We start from the raw sequence: 19230 nt of genomic DNA on the forward strand, positions 1-19230 counted from the left end.
ATATTTTTATTTATTAAGTTACAAAAAATGCAAGATCAATTTTGGTCTTGCATTTTTTTTGTGATAAATATTGTGGTGCTTTGACTTCGCTCTGCCAGACAAATGTTTACATGTGGTTTGTGATCCTGAGGGACGAAGGATCGCACCGCATATCGACAAGGATTGACGACTTAGCTTATTTTTTCTAACTACTGCATCAAAAACCTCGATCTTATGGATCAAGGATTTGTTTCAATGTTTTTGGTTTTTCAATGCGTTATCTATAATTCTAATGTAATCAAATAAAGAATGAAAGCAAGTATTATTGATCCAATTCCAACTATCAGTATAGGATCGACTATATCAAAAAGTTTAGGTTTTTTAGGAAGAGAATATACAATGGCTGTCAAAATAGAGATCGAAAACAAAATCAGAAAAATCCTTTTTCCTCCTCCAGTGTCTACTTCATTTCTGCATCTAAGATCGAGGTATTCTTTATCATTTTTTACCAACGAATGAATTTCACAAGAATTTTGCGTGTTGAAATCATTCAAATCATCTTTTAAAATAGCAACGGAGATGGTATCTCCAGTTTTTATTTCGTTTATAACTTCTTCATCATTAACACAACTATAGTCATAACCAGCAATCTCAAAAGCACTTTGATTATTAATGCAATTAAATTCTATCCATTTCCTGCTTCTTTTTCCTTTTCTTTCTTTGAATTTAGGAGCGTTCGAAATGATTAGGTTTTCATAAACTTCAAGGTCTGATTGTTCTATGGCATAACTTCCACTAATGACTTTGATAAAAAAATAAGTTCCAAAAATGAGACACAATACAGATACAACTAAATAACCTTTTTGTTTTTCTTCCCAATCACTAATACTGTTAATCATATTAAAGTTTGTCATATTTTGTTTTCAAAAATAGGAATATTTTTTAGAGATTTTGGCTTTGGAATTGTTTGTGTTTTTTACAATCTTGTTATTTTGACCTAAGTCATAGTGAATAGGCGAAGCAAATCTCCACAAGTGGCTCGACAAAGATTGGCGATTTAGATTGTGGGGCTTCGACTTCGCTCAGCCTGACAAATGTTTAATGTTCTTTTACGTACAGTTTGTCATTTCGAAGAATGAGAAATCTTCGCAAGTAGCTCGACAAAGATTGGCGAAATACTTTGCGTCCCGAAGCTTCGGGATCGCGAAGATTTCTCCTTACGTCGAAATGACAAAAATGCGATAAATGCCTGCTGAAATAAAGATTTCTTATATTTGATAAGAGTAATATATTGATTGAAAGAAAAATCTTTCTTTTAAAAAAGTTTTCTTATATTTGAAGTTCTTAAATCTTCACATTTAAAACGAAATAAAATTTACCCTTGTAGGTATTGTTGCACTATTGGAAACGCTATTAACGCTTTTGATGATGCAATTTGCCTAATTAACCCGGGTTTTATATTCACTAAAATGTAAGTTATGAGTACAAACAACCTTTCAAAAGAAGCCGAAATCAGGCTGATGAATTTTTTCAACAACACAATAGATCCGCAGGAAATGGCGAAGTCTATCAGGCAGGTAAATTATGTTCTTGCTTTAGGATCACTGAGGCAGCATTAAACGCTACACAACGAAATCATTAACCTGGAAAACAATTTTTATTGGCTGAATGAATTAGCTGAGGTTTTGAATCCTTATTTGGATTTGGAGTAGAGTTTTAAAGTATATATTTTATAAAAGAAAAACCTCGATTTTAAAGTCGAGGTTTTTTTGTTTTGATTATTTATCCTAATTTATCATCAAAGAGGTTCAAACAAATCAAGACAGTTTGAAAGCATAAAGATTCAATTTGTTAGAATTACTAATTAACAATTAGCTTTAAATCATTAATTCTACCAGTAGAAAGTGTTACTTTAATAAAATAGATTCCATTCGGTAATCTACTTACGTCATATTTAATTTCTTTTTTCTCATCTTTATTAAATTGTTCGTCAATTTTTTTTCCTGTTGAATCCCATAATTGAAATTTAACAATTTCAGAATCATTAGTAGCTTTAATATTTACATATTGATTTGCAGGATTGGGATAAGCATTTACTTGTTTTAGACTGCCATTCTGAGAATTATAATAATCTGGAGTTCCTAAGGAATGAATATTGATTTTTGTAACGTATAGCTCATTTCCGCTAATATCATTGCGCGCTCTAAAATATAATTTCTCATTACTTGCTCCTAATTCTTCTATTGCATCATATCCGTCAAATTTTTTGCCATTTATTATATTTATGTTTATATCTAAAGGCTTGTTCAAATTATTATTGATTAACCAAATTTTATGAGGAAACAATTCAGCTAAATATAGTAGATTATCATTATAGCAAGTAAGATTCCTAATAGATATAAAATCCTTTGTATCAGATCCTGCAACTTTTTCAGTGATCTTATTATTACATCTCCATAATTCTTTATCGGTTTTATAAAAGTCCTGAACAGAGAAGTAAACATAATTGCCGCACGTTAAAATATGATCGATATCAAGATTGGCGAGTGTTGGATGTGTCGCTCCATCAAATAATAAAATCGTACCTGCTGTAGTTCCATCTGTTTTATAAATTGCTTTGTTAAAGCTTTCGGGGCTTGTAGCAACAAAATATAATTCATTATTTAAAATTGTGCTATATCGAATATCACTATATACATTAACTGCAAAAGATTTGATATGATTTGTCCCAGCTGCTGTTCCATCTGAGATCCATAAATCATTTGGACCAGCATTAGTTACAGTTGTCGCAGCAAAAATCATTAATTTGTTATTTACCGTCTTTAAGGTTCTTATGTCGTTTAAATTTAGTATCTTAACTGTTCCGGATGCAGTACCATTTGTGCTCCACAAACCCGTACCGGTGATATCATTAGCAACAAAATAAATTATATTATTTAATTTAGTAAAGTATTTGGGATAGCTACCATCATTAAAAACACCTGTATCAGCTTTTATATCTTTTATCATATAAGTCCCAGACTCAGTTCCATCACTTCTCCATAATTCAAAGCCATGAACGCCATCATTTGCATAAAAATATAAAATATCGTCTATTACAGTAAATTCTTGTTTTTGATTGTAATTTATCATACTGCTATTGATACCTGGATTTATGTCTTTTATCATCACAGTACCACTTTCTGTTCCATCACTTTTCCATAATTCGTAACCATGACTATTATCAATTGCGCTAAAAAATAAAGTACTATTTATTACTTTTATTTCAGATGGATCATCAATAGCTTCATAACCAGGATTAATATCTTTAACTAATTTCGTACCAGTTATAGTTCCGTCGCTTTTAAATAACTGGCTTCCATATTCTTTTCCTCGTGCTTTAAAAAAGACATTACTATCGACAGTAGTAAATTTTGAAGAATTGCTGCTATTTGAATAATTTAGATCTGCAAATAGGGATGTTCCGGCAGCTGTTCCATCTGTACTCCATAGCTCAATTCCGTTTAATTCATTTTCACCAGCTAAAAAAGTAAGATTATGAATACTGATAAAGTTTTCTTTTAATCCTGAAATATTACTGGCTTTAACATTTGCTAATTCTAATGTGCCATTTAATGTCCCATCACTGACCCAAAGTTTTTTATCAGAGGAATTAGTACTGTTAGTATAAAATAGAAGTTTGTTATTTACTTTATCAACATGAAATTTTTCTATTGATATGGATGAAATTCCATCATTTATATCTTTTAATAAAACGGTACCATTTGATGTTCCATTAGTTTTCCATATTTCATTCCCATGTATATTATCGTTTGCAATAAAATAAACTTCATTATTAAATTCTATGAATTTATTACCATAGTTTAAGCTGCTATTATTTGTATTATTAATATTTAGTACCATTGAAGTTCCGGCTTCTGTTCCGTCACTTTTCCATAATTCGGTACCATTGATTCCATCATTAGCTTCAAAAATTATTATATTATTAAGTACGGCTCCATTTAATACTTGTGAACTTGAATTATTGCCAGTACGAATATCTTTTACTAATAAGGTTCCAGATCCTGTCCCATCACTCTTCCATAACTCGAAACCTTTTATTTCATCATTTGCGAAAAAATAAAAGTTATTATTCATAATCAGAAATTGATTTCCGTAATTTAACGCTGCAAAAATTGGATTGATATTCTTAAGCATTGAAGTTCCGGATTCTGTTCCATCGCTTTTCCATAATTCCATTCCATTTATACCATCGTTTGCGATAAAATATAAGCCATTATTAAAAACAAATAATCCATTTGGATTACTATCTCCATTAGTATTTATATCTTTTACCATATTGGTCCCAGATTCAGTTCCGTCACTTTCCCACAACTCAATTCCATTAATATCGTTGGTTGCAGTAAAATATAATTTTCCATTAAAAGATAATAAATTCGAAGGACCATTAAAATCATCATTATTGTTAGGTCTTATATCTTTAATCATTAGTGTTCCGAATTCAGTTCCGTCACTTTTCCACAGTTCCGTTCCGTGAACACCATCATTTGCTGTGAAATAGAGTATATCGTTTACTAAAACTAAATTACTTGGGTTAGAAGAATTCTGTCCGGGTCTAATATCCTTAATCATAACCGTTCCATTTACTTTACCATTAGAATACCATAATTCTCTACCATATTTTTTAAAGTATCCATCTGTTGCAGTAAAATAAAATCCTGATGATGATAAAGTGAGATCCTGTGGAGTACTATCTTCATGAAAATTTAATTCGATTAAAGTTGCGTCTATTGTTTGAGCAGTTGAAAAAGTAAAAAAGGCGATTATAAAAAGAAGAGTATAGTTAAATTTCATCTATTTTTATGTTTTATGAAGATCTTAATTTTTTGTAAAATTTTTTAAACAAATGTATTTATTTTTTCTTACAAATTATCACAGGATTTTTTTATTTAGTAGATATTTATTACTAAATTTTTGAAATATGCAACATTGAGTTTAAGTCAAAGTTTATCTCTTTACAGAGCATTCATTTTTTGATAAAGACTAGTTTTTTAGCCCCGATAGAATTGGAAATCCTTTTGTGTCCGTCCCGATAGCTATCGGGAGGCACAAAAGATTGGAACGGATAGAGGGATTAGCTCCTAATTAAATTAAAATCCAATATATAAATTCCAAATTCCAACTTTTTTCGAGTTTTGTTACTGTTCGAATTTAGTTTTCAAAAGCCTTCTCCCGAAGCCTTGGGACGCTCAGGATTACAATTGGGTAATTACAAAACTTTGCGCCTTAGCGTCTTTGCGAGATTAAAAAAAACGCTGCGAATCTCCGCGCCATTTTGCGAATCTCTGCGAAACTATACAATAAAAAAGGGCGATACTATATCAAGTATCGCCCTTTAAGGTAAATTGTAATCTACATTCTAAAATCAGATTCTAAAATGCCGCATTAAGCGTACAGTTTTTGGTAATCACTAAAATGAAGACTAAACGCAGGTTATTCGTTTATAATATCGCCTTCCTTAGTTTCTTCGCTGGCAATTTTTACCAGTTTATCTTTCGGGTTTAAATCACCAAAGATTTCTATTTTATCATCGATTTCTCTTCCTCTTTTTACATCAACTCGTGTGGCTTTGTGGTTGACTACTTTAATGACAAAAGTACCCTCAGCGGAATTCACTAAAGCCGATTTTGGAATTACAAACGTACTGTCTTTTGCGTTAAGCGGTAACAAAACTTCGGCAACCATTCCGGGTAATAAATCTCCTTTTGTATTGTGTACGTCCATTTCTACGCGTTCAGAACGAAGTTTCATGTCTAAAGCTCCGGACATTCTGGTAATTTTTGCCTTGAAAGTTTCCGGTAATGATTTTACATTAAAACTCATTTCATCGCCATTGTGTAAATATCCGGTGTACAATTCCGGAATAGAAACCGCTAAACGCAATTTGCTTTGCTCCTGAATCGTCAATAAAGGCAAATCTGACCCTTTTCCTGCCGGACCAACAAAGGTTCCTAAATTCACGTTTCTTGCTGCTACAACGCCGTCAAAAGGAGCGCGAATTTCAAGATAGCCTCTCATAATCGACACTTCTTTGTGGGCTGCAACGGCTGCCTGGTATTGTGCGTAATCTGAGTTTTTCTTTCCGTTGGCCATTTCCAGATCATTTTTAGAAATCGTTCCTTCGACTTTACTCGTTTCGTACAAACGGTTGTAGGTACTTTTGGTAGTAGCATAAATAGCTTCCATCGATTTCAGTCTTGATTCGGCTGCGGCCAGTTGAGAACTGATTTCCGGTGCTTCCAAAACGATCAAAAGCTGTCCTTTTTTTACTTTGCTACCAATATCCACTTTTAGCAATTTTACAAAACTGCTTACTTTGGCGTACAAATCTACTTGTTGAAAACCGGTTAATTCGGCCGGTAAACGCAATTCTGTTGTTAGCTTTTCTTTTTCTAAAGAAAACGTTTCGGTTTTAGGTTCAATTTCTGCAGCAGGAGCTTCTTCTTTTTTAGAATTACAGCTAGTTAGAAAAAATACGGCTACAAAAAATAATGCGGTCGATTGTATAATGTTATTTTTCATAAATGTAAAAGTTATTTTATAAAGGTCATTTATGGTATCACCTTTTAATTTATTGGTACTTGTTTTCAACAAATTAGTTTTTAGTGGTGATTTCATTTTTAGGTTTTAATGATGAGATATAATGGATGCTTTCTTCGTCCTCAGGATCTAAAGAAACAGATTGTGTTGTTGTTTTTTCTTGTGCCCATGCAAAAATCAATGGCAAGATAAGCAATACGGCAAAAGTCGAGAATAATAATCCACCAATTACCGCTCTTCCTAACGGAGAAACCTGATCGCCACCTTCGCCATGACCAATAGCCATTGGCAGCATTCCCGCAATCATCGCAACTGATGTCATGATAATCGGACGAAGACGCAGCGCCGCAGCTTCACGAGCCGATTCTAAGGCATTTCCATTTCGTTTTCGAAGCTGTTCGGCATTCGTCACCAGTAAAACGGCATTTGCGATCGAAACCCCAACCGACATAATGATTCCCATATACGATTGTAAGTTTAGTGTCGAACCTGTAATGGTAAGCATTAATAAAGCTCCTAAAACTACCGCAGGAACCGTGGTTAAAATTACAAGTGAAACCTTGAACGACTGGAAATTAGCGGCTAACATTAAGAAGATTACAAATATGGCAACCAATAATCCGACTTGTAAACTGCTTAATGTTTCGACCAATACTTTACTCATTCCGATTGGAGTGATGAATAGCCCTCGAGGTAATTCTCCCAACGAACTGATGGTTGCATCTACATCTTTTACTGCCGTACCTAAATCGGTCTGGCTAATGTTGGCTGTAACGGTAATGTATGGCATAGCCCCTAAATTGTCATTTTCACCGCTGACAAATCCCGGTGTAATTTTGGCAACGTCGCTTAAAACAGGACGTAATGAATTTTTTAATACCGGAATTTCTCCAATATCTGTTTTGCTTTTCATTTTGTTCAATGGTACCTGAACCTGAACGTTGTAGGACAATCCGGCTCTTTCATCAACCCACATATTTTTGTCTGTGTATCGTGATGAAGAGGTCGAAGCTACAAGTGATTTCGAAATATCATTCATATCCACACCCAATTCTGCAGCACGGGTTCTGTCAATATCAATATTCATGGCAGGATAATGAATGGGCTGACCAATTTGTACATCCCTGAAATAAGCAATCTTTTTCAGTTTCTCCACAATCTGGTTGGCGTATAACTCATTTCGTTTTTTGTCTTTTCCGGCAATACGAACTTCGATTGGAGTAGGGGAACCCTGGCTCAACACTTTATCGGTCAGTTCTATTGGCTCAAAAGAAAGTTTTACATCCGGAAGTACTTTTTTAATTCGGGCCCTGAAGTCATCCTTAAAGTCGTCCATATCTACGTGATATTCTTTTAAACTCACCTGAAATACGGCTTCATGCGAACCTGCCATGAACAAATAAATCGGGTTGATCGAGAATAAAGACGGGTGTTGTCCCACATAAACAGATGAAATTCCGATATGTTCTTTACCCACCATTTTTTGTAATTCTTTCAGAACAACGATTGCTTTTTCTTCGGTACGTTCTAAACGTGTTCCGTCAGGAGCGCGCATTCTCAGCTGGAACTGACTTGAATTTACTTTCGGGAAAACATCTTTTCCGATAAACGAAATAAACAATACGGCAAGAGCTGTAACCCCTAAAAGATAGACTAAAGCCGTAATTTTTTTATAAGGGAACAATCGATCCAGTGTTTTCATAAAACGGATTCTGAAACGCTCAAAAGCACCAATTTTTCCGTTATTATTTGTGTCCTCTCTTTCAACGTAACCTTTTTTCTGTGTGATCAGATCTCTTTCGGATTCCGGAGTTATGCCGCTGTCGTTAAATTCAGCTTCGTCATCTGTAATACCAGGTGCATGTTCGTGTTTTTCGTGTCCTTTCATTAACCAGTTGGCCATTACGGGCACAAAAGTCTGAGACAGTAAAAACGAAATTACCATTGAGAAACCAATTGCCAAAGCCAATGGCAGGAACAAAGCTCCCGGGATTCCGACCATCGTAAATGCCGGAGCAAATACGGCCAAAATACAAAGTAAGATCAATAATTTAGGCAAGGCAATTTCCTGACACGCATCCCAAATGGCGAGTGCCTTGGGTTTGCCCATATCGAGATGCTGGTGAATATTTTCGATGGTTACCGTACTTTCATCCACTAGAATACCAATCGCCAGAGCCAATCCGCTTAAAGACATTAAGTTGATCGTTTGTCCGAATAATTTCAGGAATAAAACCCCTGATATAATCGAAATAGGGATGGTTAAGATTACGATTAAAGCCGCACGTCTGTCCCCTAAGAAAAGTAAAACCATTAATCCGGTTAAAACGGCTCCGATGATCCCTTCTGTAATCAAACTTTTTACGGAGTTGATTACATAAACCGACTGGTCAAATTCATATGATAATTTTACGTCCTCCGGTAATGTGCTTTGAATTTTTGGCAATTCAGCTTTTAATTTCTGAACCACATCCCAGGTCGAGGCGTCACCCGCTTTTGCGATACTGATATAAACCGAACGTTTTCCGTTTACCAAAGCATAACCTGCCGTAATATCGGCACCGTCTTTTACGGTGGCCACATCGCCTAAGGTTAAGTTTTGAACACTTCCTTTAAACAACGGGATTTTTTCAAAATCCTTAACTTCTTTAATTGTATTGTTGGTTGGAGTAATGTAGTTTTTATCACCCATTCTCACGTTTCCGGAAGGAGCCGTCTGGTTGTTTACACGAATCGCTTCAACCACCTGATCCGGTGTCATATTGTGCGAACGCAATAAATCAGGATCTACGTTAACCTCGATAGTTCTTGGGCTTCCGCCAAAGGGTGCCGGAGATAATAAACCGGGAATAGAAGTAAACGAAGCACGAACGTAAACGTTGGCTAAATCCTGTAATTCGTTATTGGATCTTATTTTACTGCTCAAAACCAATTGACCAATTGGCAGCGAAGAAGCATCAAAACGAATGATAAACGGCGGTTGGGTTCCCGGAGGAAATGCCGCCTGGATTCTGTTCGAAAGCGAGCTTAGTTCGGCAGCAGCCTGCGCCATATTTGTGTTTTCATAATAGGTTAATTTCATAATCATTAACCCCTGAATATTCTTGGTTTCTACCGATTTTACACCATTGGCAAACGGTAAAATGTTGACATAAGTCTTAGCAAAATAAGCTTCCATCTGGTCCGGGGTATACCCTCCAAAAGGATGCGCAATATAGATAACCGGCAAGTTCATTTTAGGCAGGATATCTACCTTAATGTCCTTGATGGCACCAATTCCGAAGAAAAATAGACCCGCAACCAATACTAATATGGAGATGGGTTTGCGGAGTGCAAAACGTATTAAATTCATTAGGATCTAGAATTAAAATTCATTTATAAATAAGTCAAAATTGCCAGTGGCAGCTACTTTAAGCAAAAACGACTGCCATACATTATTGTTGACGATATCACGGTCGATTTCGGCACGATTTAGCGTATATAAGGTTTGGGTAATATCCGTTAAATCGGTTAGGCCGTTTTTATATAAAGTTGATTTTTGCAAATATGCTTTTTTGGCTGCATCGACCTGAATAGGTGCTTCTGCAAAATTGTCCAGCGTAATTTGTATTTTGTCGTCGGCTAATTTTAATTGCGACTTTAGTTCTCTGTCGGCCTGGTTGTATTCTTCCTGCAATCCTTGCGAAACATATTTTTGAGCACTTACTTGTTTGCTTGCCCTAAACGGGGTTGTCAGATTCCAGCTAATTCCAATTCCCACCAGATAATTGGTACGGTCCGGATTTACACCATCCCAATAATTTCTGCTAAAAGAATTTTGATCGGTAACGTAGTCACTGTTAAACCCTGAAGCACGTGTTTGCAAAACACCAAACGCACTCATGGTTGGATAATAAAAACGCTTGTATAATTTAGCTTGTTGATTACTGTAATCAATTTTGGTTTTATAGTATTGTAATAAAGGATGCAAACTGTCTGAAGTGGCTGTTCCTCGCAGAATTTCTTTAGGGATATCATTTACAAATAAAGTATCCGTTACAAAATCCTGAGGTGCAACACCCATTAAATCAACTAATTTATTGTTTTGTTCCTTGACGAAATTCTTAGCCAGGTTCAAAGAAATCTTAGCTTTCGAAACTTCGGCAGTTGCCAGGGTAGAATCGACTCCGGCCAGTAATCCGTTTTTAACTCGTGCAACAGCTGTCTTTTTGAAAACTTCTGCGCGACTTAAATTCTTTTGCTGTGAAATCAATAATCGTTGGCTTGCCAGTAAGTTCAGGTAAGCAGCAGAAATTTTAATTTCCTGTTGGAATTGTTCCTGTTTCAAATCGTTTTCTTTGGACTGAACATCGATTTTAGCCAGATTGATTTTTTCCTGAATTTTTCCGAAAGTGAAAAAATCCCAGTTCATGTTGACCAAATACAAAGCACCAAAAGCAGAATTCCAGTTTTGGTCCGGTAATGCAGGTCCGGAAGAAGCAGTTCCTAAGCCATTAAAACCGTACAACGCACCGTTTTGGCCGTTGATGGTTCCGTAATCCTGTTGTGCCGATAAATTAAGGTTTGGCAGATAGTCACGCTTGGATTGTTTGAGTGTCTCGCGTGACGCATTGGTGTAATTGCTTTTTGCTTTGATGGAACCGTAGTTTTCTAAACCTGTTTTAATGGCTTCTTTTAAAGACAAGGTTTGTGCATAACTACCACAGGCAAAAATCAAGAAAACTAACAAAGTAATTTTTCTGAAGTACATAAAATTAGTGGTATGAAATTTAGGCAACAAAATTATTTCTCTTCGGCTGATAAATGTCATCTTAAATGATGTACTGCGATAATAAATGACCAATTGAATTCGTCATTTTTTGGAAATATAAATTAAATATTTGTTCGTACTTTGTACACTATTTAAGTTTTAAAAATGAATAAAAAATTTGATAACATATTGGATAACAAATGGTGGCAGGAAATTGCCGTTGTTGTCTTTTCATTTACGATTTATACGTTAAAAAATGACTGGATGTTATTTAGTTCTTTTACTTCCATATTAATGGGGGTATTTTTCTACCTGGTTTTATACATGCATGCCCAATTCAATCGTTTTTTTCTTTTGCCTATCTTATTCAAAACACAACGTCCTGTAACGTATATTTTTCTAACCCTTTTTGGCGTATTTGTCTTTTCGATTATTCTCTATGAAATTACAATGCTGGATATGTTTAGTAATTGCCATTTGTATCAAAACTCCCATCAAAGAAGTTATGCGTACCAATTGGCGAGCGTTTTAGGAACTTTGGTTTGTATTTTGAGCCCGATAATTGTGTTTAAATTCTACCGGATTCACAGAAAAAAAACCGAGGAAACGTTGTTGTTCAACGAAATGCAGCTCAATTCACTAAAAGGACAACTAAATCCTCATTTTTTATTTAATACCTTTAATACACTATATGGTATTAGTTTAGAGTTTCCGGAAAGAACGCCTGATCTGATCATGAAAGTATCGCAATTAATGCGTTATCAATTAGAAAGTAACAGCAAAAAATGTGTTTCCCTGGAAGATGAACTGGAGTTTATAAACAGTTACGTACAACTCGAAAAGGAAAGGGTAGGGTACCGTTGTGAAATCACTTATGATTGTAAAATTGATAACGAAAATGCGTATAAGGTATCACCGATGCTGCTGATTGCTTTTATCGAAAATGCCTTTAAACACGGAACCTGTGCTATCGAAAAATGTTATGTCAGAATTATAATTACAGTCGAAAACGGATTGTTGCATTTACATGTTGTCAATTCAATTCCAAATAAAAAGACTGATGTGATTTCGACTAAAATTGGCTTGAAAAATACCATTGAACGTTTGAATCTGATTTACGGAAAAGATTATAAATTAGACATTCAGGACGAGAATAAAAACACTTACATCGTAGATTTGAAATTGCAACTGAAAAAGTTTGTCGAATGAAAGAGCCCAAAAAATGCATAATTGTAGATGATGAACCGGCAGCGCATTATGTGCTGGCGAACTACATCAAACAAAATCCGCAATTAGAGTTGGTTTTTCAGGGCTACAATGGCATCGAAGCGATGGATTACCTGCGTGAAAATCCGGTCGATTTAATGTTTCTGGATATTAATATGCCGGAGATTTCGGGAATGGAACTGCTAAAGATTATTCCAACACATCCTAAAACAATTCTCACCACAGCTTATTCTGAATATGCACTCGAAAGTTATGATTACGGGGTAATTGATTATCTTTTAAAACCCATTTATTTTCCGAGGTTCTTAAAAGCGGTTGATCGCTTTTTTGCTACCGAAAGTGTAAAAGCAAAAACAGAAGAAACAGTTGTAAATTCTGTGAGTGTAAAAGTCGATGGTTATTTTATGGATATCGAATTAGACCAGCTTTTGTTTGCGCAGAGTTTTGGTAATTATGTGAAATTGCACACGACAAAAAGAACCTATCTGGCCTCAATTACCACCAGTGAACTGGAGAAATGCCTTCCGGAGAAAAACTTCATGCGCATTCATAAATCGTATATCGTGGCGCTGGATAAAATAGAAGCAACAGATAAAGACTTTGTGATTATTAAAAATGAAAAATTACCGGTCGGGATCACTTATAAAAGGGAATTATCCGACCGGATAAAAAAATAAAACTCGAAATAAGATTGCTTACTAATTCAAATTATTTCAAAATAAAGCCTACGATGATGTAATCTGTTGTAGGCTTTTTAGATTCTGGTTGAGTTTTATTTTATGCTATATGAATTTTTGTTTCCAGATGGAAATATTTACTCCTTTGAAAATCAGCCATAAACTAAGCGATAATTCGGCAATTAAACAAGGCATTAACAAAATAATATCCGAAAATTGCGGGAAAAGAATTAAAGCAAAACTGTTGAACAAATAACAAATTCCGGCAATAGTCATTAAAACCCCAATTGCCCTAGGAAAATAGCGTGATTTGAAAATTAAATAGCCTTCGATAAGACATACAAATCCAAAAAAGATCAATCCCACTCCAAAACCAAAATCATGTAGTTTAATCGAAAGATAAGATAAAGTGTACAACTGGTCAGGGGTAAAAGTTTTTAGATAGGCTGCATCCCCCAAAAAGAATAATGCGGCTAAAAGATTTAACTTATTGGCCACTAGCACAGCAGTTTGTATTAAATTAAAAGACAAATTAAGCAAAGCGAGTTTTTTACTTACAGGTTTTAAAAGGTAATAAAGAATGATCATGACAGGCAAATCGCAAATCTGCATGATGAGATCTGCGGTTATCCCTATTTTCCATAGAAATTGAGAATGGATGATATTGTTTGCAGTAGCAGTTGCATCTCCGGAAACAAATAGTTTATTTCTAACGAACGTTTCTGCAAAGAACCCCATAATGATGATTACAAGGTAGAGTATTCCGGCAATACGGGCATAAGGTTGTGGGGAAGTTTCAAAATTCTTCAGGCTGAATTTCATTTTTATGGTGGTTTTGGTTTTAGTTTAAGACGCTTAAAATTAAACATTGTTACGATTGATTTTAACATTTTTTTTTAATTTCATTTTTTGTTTCAATTAAAGTAGTAATTTTAATACGTTATTAAAGATTGTTAATTTAAAACTAAGGATCATGAAAAACCTTTTCTTTATCATTACCTTTTTATACAGTAGTTTTTTAATAGGACAAAATGGAGTTTCTCCGGATAAAATAGTCACCCCACCTGAAAAAGTTCTTTTTACTTTTCAAAAAGAGTATCCCGGTAAAATTCCGGTCTGGGCATTAAAGTATGTGGGTGATGACGATGATGAAATTCGTTATGAAGCAAAATTCAAAACAAATCCAACAACAGAAGTACTGGCAGTTTATGATAATCTGGGTGTTTTAAAAGCTTTCGAATCTCAAATCCCGCTTAGTCAACTTCCTCCAAAAGCTCAGGCATACCTAAAGAAAAATTATCCGGCAAAAGCCATTAAAGAAATTGCCGTTGTTGTTGATGATAAAAGCAAAACAACATACGAAGTAGGCATACAAAAAGACTCTAAATTTTATGATGTCGTTTTCGATAAAAACGGAGGTTTTGACGTAATTATCGAAAAAGATTGAAAACCTGAATACTTACTAACTCAATATATTTCAAAATGACAAACCCGACAGATTTTAAATCTGTCGGGTTTTGTTTTTCTGTAACGTAACAAACATGACAGGTTCTTAAAACCTGTCAGGTTTAGTTCTATATTATAATTAATTAAAGCATCATGCCACCCGAAACCTCGATACGTTGTGCATTTACCCAGCGTGCCTCTTCGGTACATAAAAAGGCAACTACACCACCAATATCATCCGGTAAACCCACTCTTCCTAAAGCAGTCACAGAAGCTATTTGTTGGTTCATTTGCTCATTATCACGAACAACGCCACCACCAAAATCAGTTTCAATTGCTCCGGGAGCTACAACATTTACTCTTATTTTACGTGTCCCTAATTCTTTTGCCTGATATTTTGTCAAAGTCTCAATCGCACCTTTCATCGCAGCATAAGCGGCATAACCAGGGAAAGAAAATCTTGCCAAACCAGTAGAGATATTTACAATTCCGCCGCCGTCATTCATTGTAGGTAATGCTTTTTGCGTTAAAAAGAAAGGTCCTTTAAACTGAATATTCGTCAATTGATCAAATTCAGCTTCCGTAGTTCCAATGAACGAATTGTGAATTCCGATTCCCGCATTGTTTACTAAGAAATCAAATTTATCAGATTTGAAAGTATTTTTCAGAACTTCAGAAACGTTCACAAAGAAAGAATCAAAAGTTCCTGATTCAGCAACGTTTAATTGAAGTGAAGCTGCTTTTTGTCCTAAACTTTCGATTTCTTTTACTACAGCATCTGCTTCGTCTTTTTTGCTGTTATAGGTAATAATAACATCGATTCCTTTTTTTGCAATCGCAATTGCCATATTTTTTCCTAAACCTCTGCTACCGCCTGTAACCAGAGCTATTTTTGTATTTACTGCCATTTTATATTTGTTTTATGATTGAATTAAAAATTAAAAATCTGCTGAATCTGCATGAAAGAATTTAAACACACAGAAACATAGGTTTTATTTTGAGTTAAAAAGATTGTAAAAAGAAACAAGTTTCTCACACATCGCTGTGTTTGTTTAAATAAATGAAATGCTTTTTTTAAAGTTGCTAAAAGCTTATGTTTCTATGTGTTTAAAATAGTATAGACAACGTGTATTAATTAGAATGTAAAGCATTAAACGATGCTTTCAGTTCGGGAACACTTGCGTTTATTCTAGTGGCACTGGTTCCAAAAGTAAGTTCATCTTTTCCTTCTTTTAATTGCGTAAAAATAGATTCGATAAAATCACTAACACGGGGATGTGCATCATGCAAACCTACGCCTCCTAAATCTGTATTTAATGCCGGTGGAATGATTTCGACTACTTCAATATTTTTTGCTTTTAAAATATGACGAAGTGATAAGGTAAACGAACGGAAAAAAGCTTTCGTGGCAGAATAAACCGGAACTTTTGCAAAAGGAGAAAGGGCCAGTCCTGAAGTAACGTTCATTACTGTATTAAGCGATTTTAACTGAATAAAAAGGGATGTTAAATGTAAAGGAGCTTCAATATTGGTAGCAAGTTCTGTTTTCATGCTCTCATAAAAGCCGGCATCTGTAACCGAAACCCATTTTTGAATTCCTGCATTGTTAATTAAAACATTCAGGTCAGGATGGTTTTCTGCTATCCATTCGTAAAGTGCTGTGCGTTCTGCTTCGATGGCTAAGTCGCATACTTTTGTAATGACGGCTGGAAATTTTGCTTTCACTTCGTTTAAAACAGATTCACGTCTGCCGCAAATAATTACGGTATTGTTTTCCTGAATAAATCTTTCGGTTAAGCCAAGGCCAATACCGCTTGCGCCACCTGTTATTAGAATTTTGTTGTTGGATAAGTTCATCTTTTTCGATCTTTTAAATTGATAAGACAAAGGTAGGAGTGAAGCAGGGTTGGGGTATTGTAAATTTCAAACCGATGTTTGCGAAATTCAAATCATGAATTTAGCTTCGGAAAGCTAAGGGCGTTAAGGTAGTTTGTTTTTTAAAGAAATTAGAAAAATGTGCCAGTTCTTCAAAACCTAAAGAAAAAGCGATTTCAGAAATATTCCAGTCCGTTTGTTTTAAGAGAATTTTTGCTTCGTTCGTTAATCTGCTGCTGATTAATTCTGTGGTGGTTTTTCCTGTATTTTCTTTTAGAACTTTATTTAAATGATTGACGTGAACTGATAATCGTTCCGCAAAATCTTTGGCGGTTCTGAGTTCTAATCTTTGATTTGGAGATTCAATAGGGAATTGTCTTTCCAGCAATTCGGCAAATAAAGAAGAAACCCTTGCAGCCGAATTATGTTTTGAATACAAAGCTGTTATAGGTTGTAATTTTTGTCCAAAGTGAATTAACTCGGCTACATAATTACGGATCAAATCATATTTATAGATATAATCGGAGTTGATTTCTTTTTGTATTTTGTTGAAAATCAATTCTACATCAATCACTTCTTCATCGGTAAGCTGAAAAATGGGATATCCGTCTGAAGCAAAAATAGGGAGTTCGTCTAAGTCAATTCCGCTTTTGTTTTTGGATAAAAACTCGCTGGTAAAAACACAAAATTGCCCGGATTGATTGGTATCTTGCGGAACATAATTGTACGGGATTTTCGGCGTAGCAAACAAAAGGCCCTGTTTCCCGATTTCGATTATCTTATCAGCATATTCAGATCTGTTTTTTCCTTTTATTAAGCTTATTTTATAATAAGCTCTCCGGTCATACGGCATAACCGATTTTCCCTGCATACGTTCTAAAAGTTCTTTAATATCAAAGACATTAAAATGCCCAATTTCTTTTTTGATGTCGTTAGGTAATAATGAACTTGGTTCGACGGCAGAACCTTCGGTAATGTCCTGATAAAATGAATCGAGTGATTTCATAAGATGAATTGTAAAATTCAAATATACGAAAAAAATTAGCACGCAGATTTAACAGATTTAAACGGATTTACGCTAATTTTTTTGTCTCATTTTTGTGTTTGTCGAATGATAAAAACTTTGTGTCTTAGCGACTTTGCGGCAAAACGATTAAAATAAACTTCCCTGAACTAATTCCGGTTGAGGGTTATTGCCAAATAAAAAAGTATCAATCACAAAAAACTGTTTTTTAATGGGATCTAATTCTCTTAAAACAATATTGTCACATAAAAAGGTCATATCAATTGCAGTAAATAAATGAGTTGCAATTTCGATATTTTCAGGAGTCAGTTTTCTTCCAATAGAAATATGAGGGTCGCTGCTTTTTTTTAAGTTCGAAAGTTGCATCGCCTCCTGAGTTTTTTTCATAATGGGTTTCAGATTTATTTTAGAATCTTCATTGGGACCAATAAAAAAGGCACCGCCGGGATAAGAACCAAAATGATCTAAACAGGTCTGAAACGGAGTAAACGTATCGCTAACTTTAAAAAGCTTTTGCTTGTACGCATCTATTTGAGAATCATCAATCGTAAATTCGCAAATGGTGATATGCGCCACAGAATTGCAGCTGTTGTACCAATCTATTTTGCTTTTTAAATAATCCTTCATCGTTTTGACAGCATCAATAACATCTTGCGAAGGATAAATAGCGACCGAATATTTCTTTTCCATTGAGGGTTGATTTTATGCAAATGAGAATTTAATTCAACCTGAAATGATTGAATAGTAATTTTGTGGAATTAAAAGTAAAAAAAGATTTAATTTTTCCCTTTTAGATACAGACGGTGTTCTATTTCTGATTTTAACAATCCGCTTCCGCCGCCAAAATGCTCAATTACTTCAACATTGGGCTGATGTTTTAAACAAAAAGAAGAAAACTCTTTTTCGATATGATCTTCGATTCCGGAACTCAACAGAACAATATCGATTTTGTTTTTAAGAAAATATTCCTGCGCTGATTTCTCATCGTTAAACCCAACGGCGTTCCAGTTTTCATAAGCATTAACCAACCTAAGCAGAATCTCCAGAATAGGTTCGTTTTTTCCGAGTATTAAGAATTCAAATATTTTCATAATTCATTTTTTTTAAGTTACTAAAGTTTTGATATACTGAGTTTTTAAGTTTTTCCTTTAATCTCAGTTGGACAGAACCTGTAATTTGTTTTGCAAATGTATTGTTTAAGTAAAAAAGAATTACTTAATCCAGGACAAGAAAAAAGCTTGTCAGTTAGTAAGGGGCTAAATTTCTTTTGAGATCTTTTTTTTCAGTTTTAAACAGCATTTGTAATTTGTTTTTGCAAATGTATTCTTTAACTAAAAGAAGATCACTTAATCCAGGACAAGAAAAAGTTTCTGAGTCCGGAAGCTATTAAGTGGTTAAGGTTTTGAGCACTATTTCAAATTGATGAAGTGAGGCTTTTCTTCGGATTTATAAAGAGATGCTGTTTTATTTGAAATTTTGAAAAATTTAACAATTAAAAAAAAGAAGTCTAACATGATGCAAGACAGGAAATTAATGTTGAATGATTATAAATAGGGAAGAAAAAGAATCATAGAATGTGGAAAACCGTAATGTTTTCTCTAAAGTTGGATGTAGTTTTGTAGGTATAGAAATCGATGTAGATGTTGTTTTTA

The 19230-nt window shown here is 34.6% G+C and carries 14 protein-coding genes and 1 pseudogene; 4 read left to right on the top strand and 11 right to left on the bottom strand.

Annotated elements, in window-relative coordinates; genetic code table 11:
* Window positions 1-260 precede the first annotated feature (260 nt).
* A complete protein-coding gene (locus tag ACHRWY_RS13535) occupies window positions 261-893 on the bottom strand; it encodes a hypothetical protein (RefSeq protein ID WP_395355308.1) in 633 nt (210 codons plus the stop codon).
* 564 nt (window positions 894-1457) lie between these two features.
* Here ACHRWY_RS13535 and ACHRWY_RS13540 point away from each other — a divergent pair.
* Window positions 1458-1691 (top strand): annotated as a pseudogene (locus ACHRWY_RS13540) (hypothetical protein).
* A 148-nt stretch (window positions 1692-1839) separates the two neighbouring features.
* Here the strand turns inward: ACHRWY_RS13540 and ACHRWY_RS13545 are convergent.
* From ACHRWY_RS13545 to ACHRWY_RS13560, 4 genes are all read right to left on the bottom strand, one after another.
* Window positions 1840-4833 (bottom strand): ELWxxDGT repeat protein, encoded by a 2994-nt coding sequence (locus ACHRWY_RS13545; RefSeq protein WP_395355310.1) that lies wholly within the window; start codon window positions 4831-4833, stop codon window positions 1840-1842.
* Between the two features lie 639 nt (window positions 4834-5472).
* On the bottom strand, window positions 5473-6657 hold the full coding sequence (locus ACHRWY_RS13550; RefSeq protein ID WP_395355311.1) for an efflux RND transporter periplasmic adaptor subunit: 1185 nt from the start codon (window positions 6655-6657) through the stop codon (window positions 5473-5475).
* Entirely contained in the window at window positions 6635-9931 is a 3297-nt protein-coding gene (locus tag ACHRWY_RS13555) for an efflux RND transporter permease subunit (RefSeq protein WP_395355312.1), read from the bottom strand. The genes ACHRWY_RS13550 and ACHRWY_RS13555 overlap by 23 nt, the downstream gene beginning before the upstream one ends.
* A gap of 12 nt (window positions 9932-9943) precedes the next feature.
* Window positions 9944-11329 (bottom strand): TolC family protein, encoded by a 1386-nt coding sequence (locus ACHRWY_RS13560; RefSeq protein WP_395355313.1) that lies wholly within the window; start codon window positions 11327-11329, stop codon window positions 9944-9946.
* 165 nt (window positions 11330-11494) lie between these two features.
* Between ACHRWY_RS13560 and ACHRWY_RS13565 the strand changes: the two genes are divergently transcribed.
* Window positions 11495-12538 carry a sensor histidine kinase gene (locus tag ACHRWY_RS13565; protein ID WP_395355314.1) on the top strand — a complete coding sequence of 348 codons (1044 nt, stop codon included), beginning with the start codon at window positions 11495-11497 and terminating at the stop codon, window positions 12536-12538.
* Entirely contained in the window at window positions 12535-13233 is a 699-nt protein-coding gene (locus ACHRWY_RS13570; RefSeq protein WP_395355315.1) for a LytR/AlgR family response regulator transcription factor, read from the top strand. The genes ACHRWY_RS13565 and ACHRWY_RS13570 overlap by 4 nt, the downstream gene beginning before the upstream one ends.
* Window positions 13234-13338: 105 nt before the next feature.
* On the opposite strand, the gene ACHRWY_RS13575 is transcribed toward ACHRWY_RS13570, so the two are convergent.
* The gene (locus ACHRWY_RS13575; RefSeq protein ID WP_395355317.1) at window positions 13339-14055 is read right to left on the bottom strand and encodes a DUF4386 domain-containing protein; all 717 of its coding nucleotides are present in this window, start codon (window positions 14053-14055) and stop codon (window positions 13339-13341) included.
* A 151-nt stretch (window positions 14056-14206) separates the two neighbouring features.
* Here ACHRWY_RS13575 and ACHRWY_RS13580 point away from each other — a divergent pair, with 151 nt between their 5' ends.
* Window positions 14207-14680 (top strand): hypothetical protein, encoded by a 474-nt coding sequence (locus ACHRWY_RS13580; protein ID WP_395355318.1) that lies wholly within the window; start codon window positions 14207-14209, stop codon window positions 14678-14680.
* Window positions 14681-14822: 142 nt separating this feature from the next.
* Here the strand turns inward: ACHRWY_RS13580 and ACHRWY_RS13585 are convergent, their stop codons facing one another.
* The 5 genes from ACHRWY_RS13585 to ACHRWY_RS13605 all read right to left on the bottom strand — a co-directional run bounded on the left by ACHRWY_RS13585 (window position 14823) and on the right by ACHRWY_RS13605 (window position 18669).
* Window positions 14823-15587, bottom strand: a complete 765-nt coding sequence (locus ACHRWY_RS13585; protein WP_395355319.1) for an SDR family NAD(P)-dependent oxidoreductase — start codon at window positions 15585-15587, stop codon at window positions 14823-14825.
* 223 nt (window positions 15588-15810) lie between these two features.
* The gene (locus tag ACHRWY_RS13590; protein WP_395355320.1) at window positions 15811-16536 is read right to left on the bottom strand and encodes an SDR family oxidoreductase; all 726 of its coding nucleotides are present in this window, start codon (window positions 16534-16536) and stop codon (window positions 15811-15813) included.
* Window positions 16537-16636: 100 nt separating this feature from the next.
* Entirely contained in the window at window positions 16637-17560 is a 924-nt protein-coding gene (locus ACHRWY_RS13595; protein WP_395355321.1) for a helix-turn-helix domain-containing protein, read from the bottom strand.
* A gap of 147 nt (window positions 17561-17707) precedes the next feature.
* Window positions 17708-18268, bottom strand: a complete 561-nt coding sequence (locus ACHRWY_RS13600; protein WP_395355322.1) for a 2'-5' RNA ligase family protein — start codon at window positions 18266-18268, stop codon at window positions 17708-17710.
* A gap of 86 nt (window positions 18269-18354) precedes the next feature.
* A complete protein-coding gene (locus ACHRWY_RS13605) occupies window positions 18355-18669 on the bottom strand; it encodes a hypothetical protein (protein ID WP_395355323.1) in 315 nt (104 codons plus the stop codon).
* Window positions 18670-19230 lie beyond the last annotated feature (561 nt).

The organism is Flavobacterium sp. FlaQc-48, from assembly GCF_044007335.1.
Lineage (GTDB): Bacteria > Bacteroidota > Bacteroidia > Flavobacteriales > Flavobacteriaceae > Flavobacterium.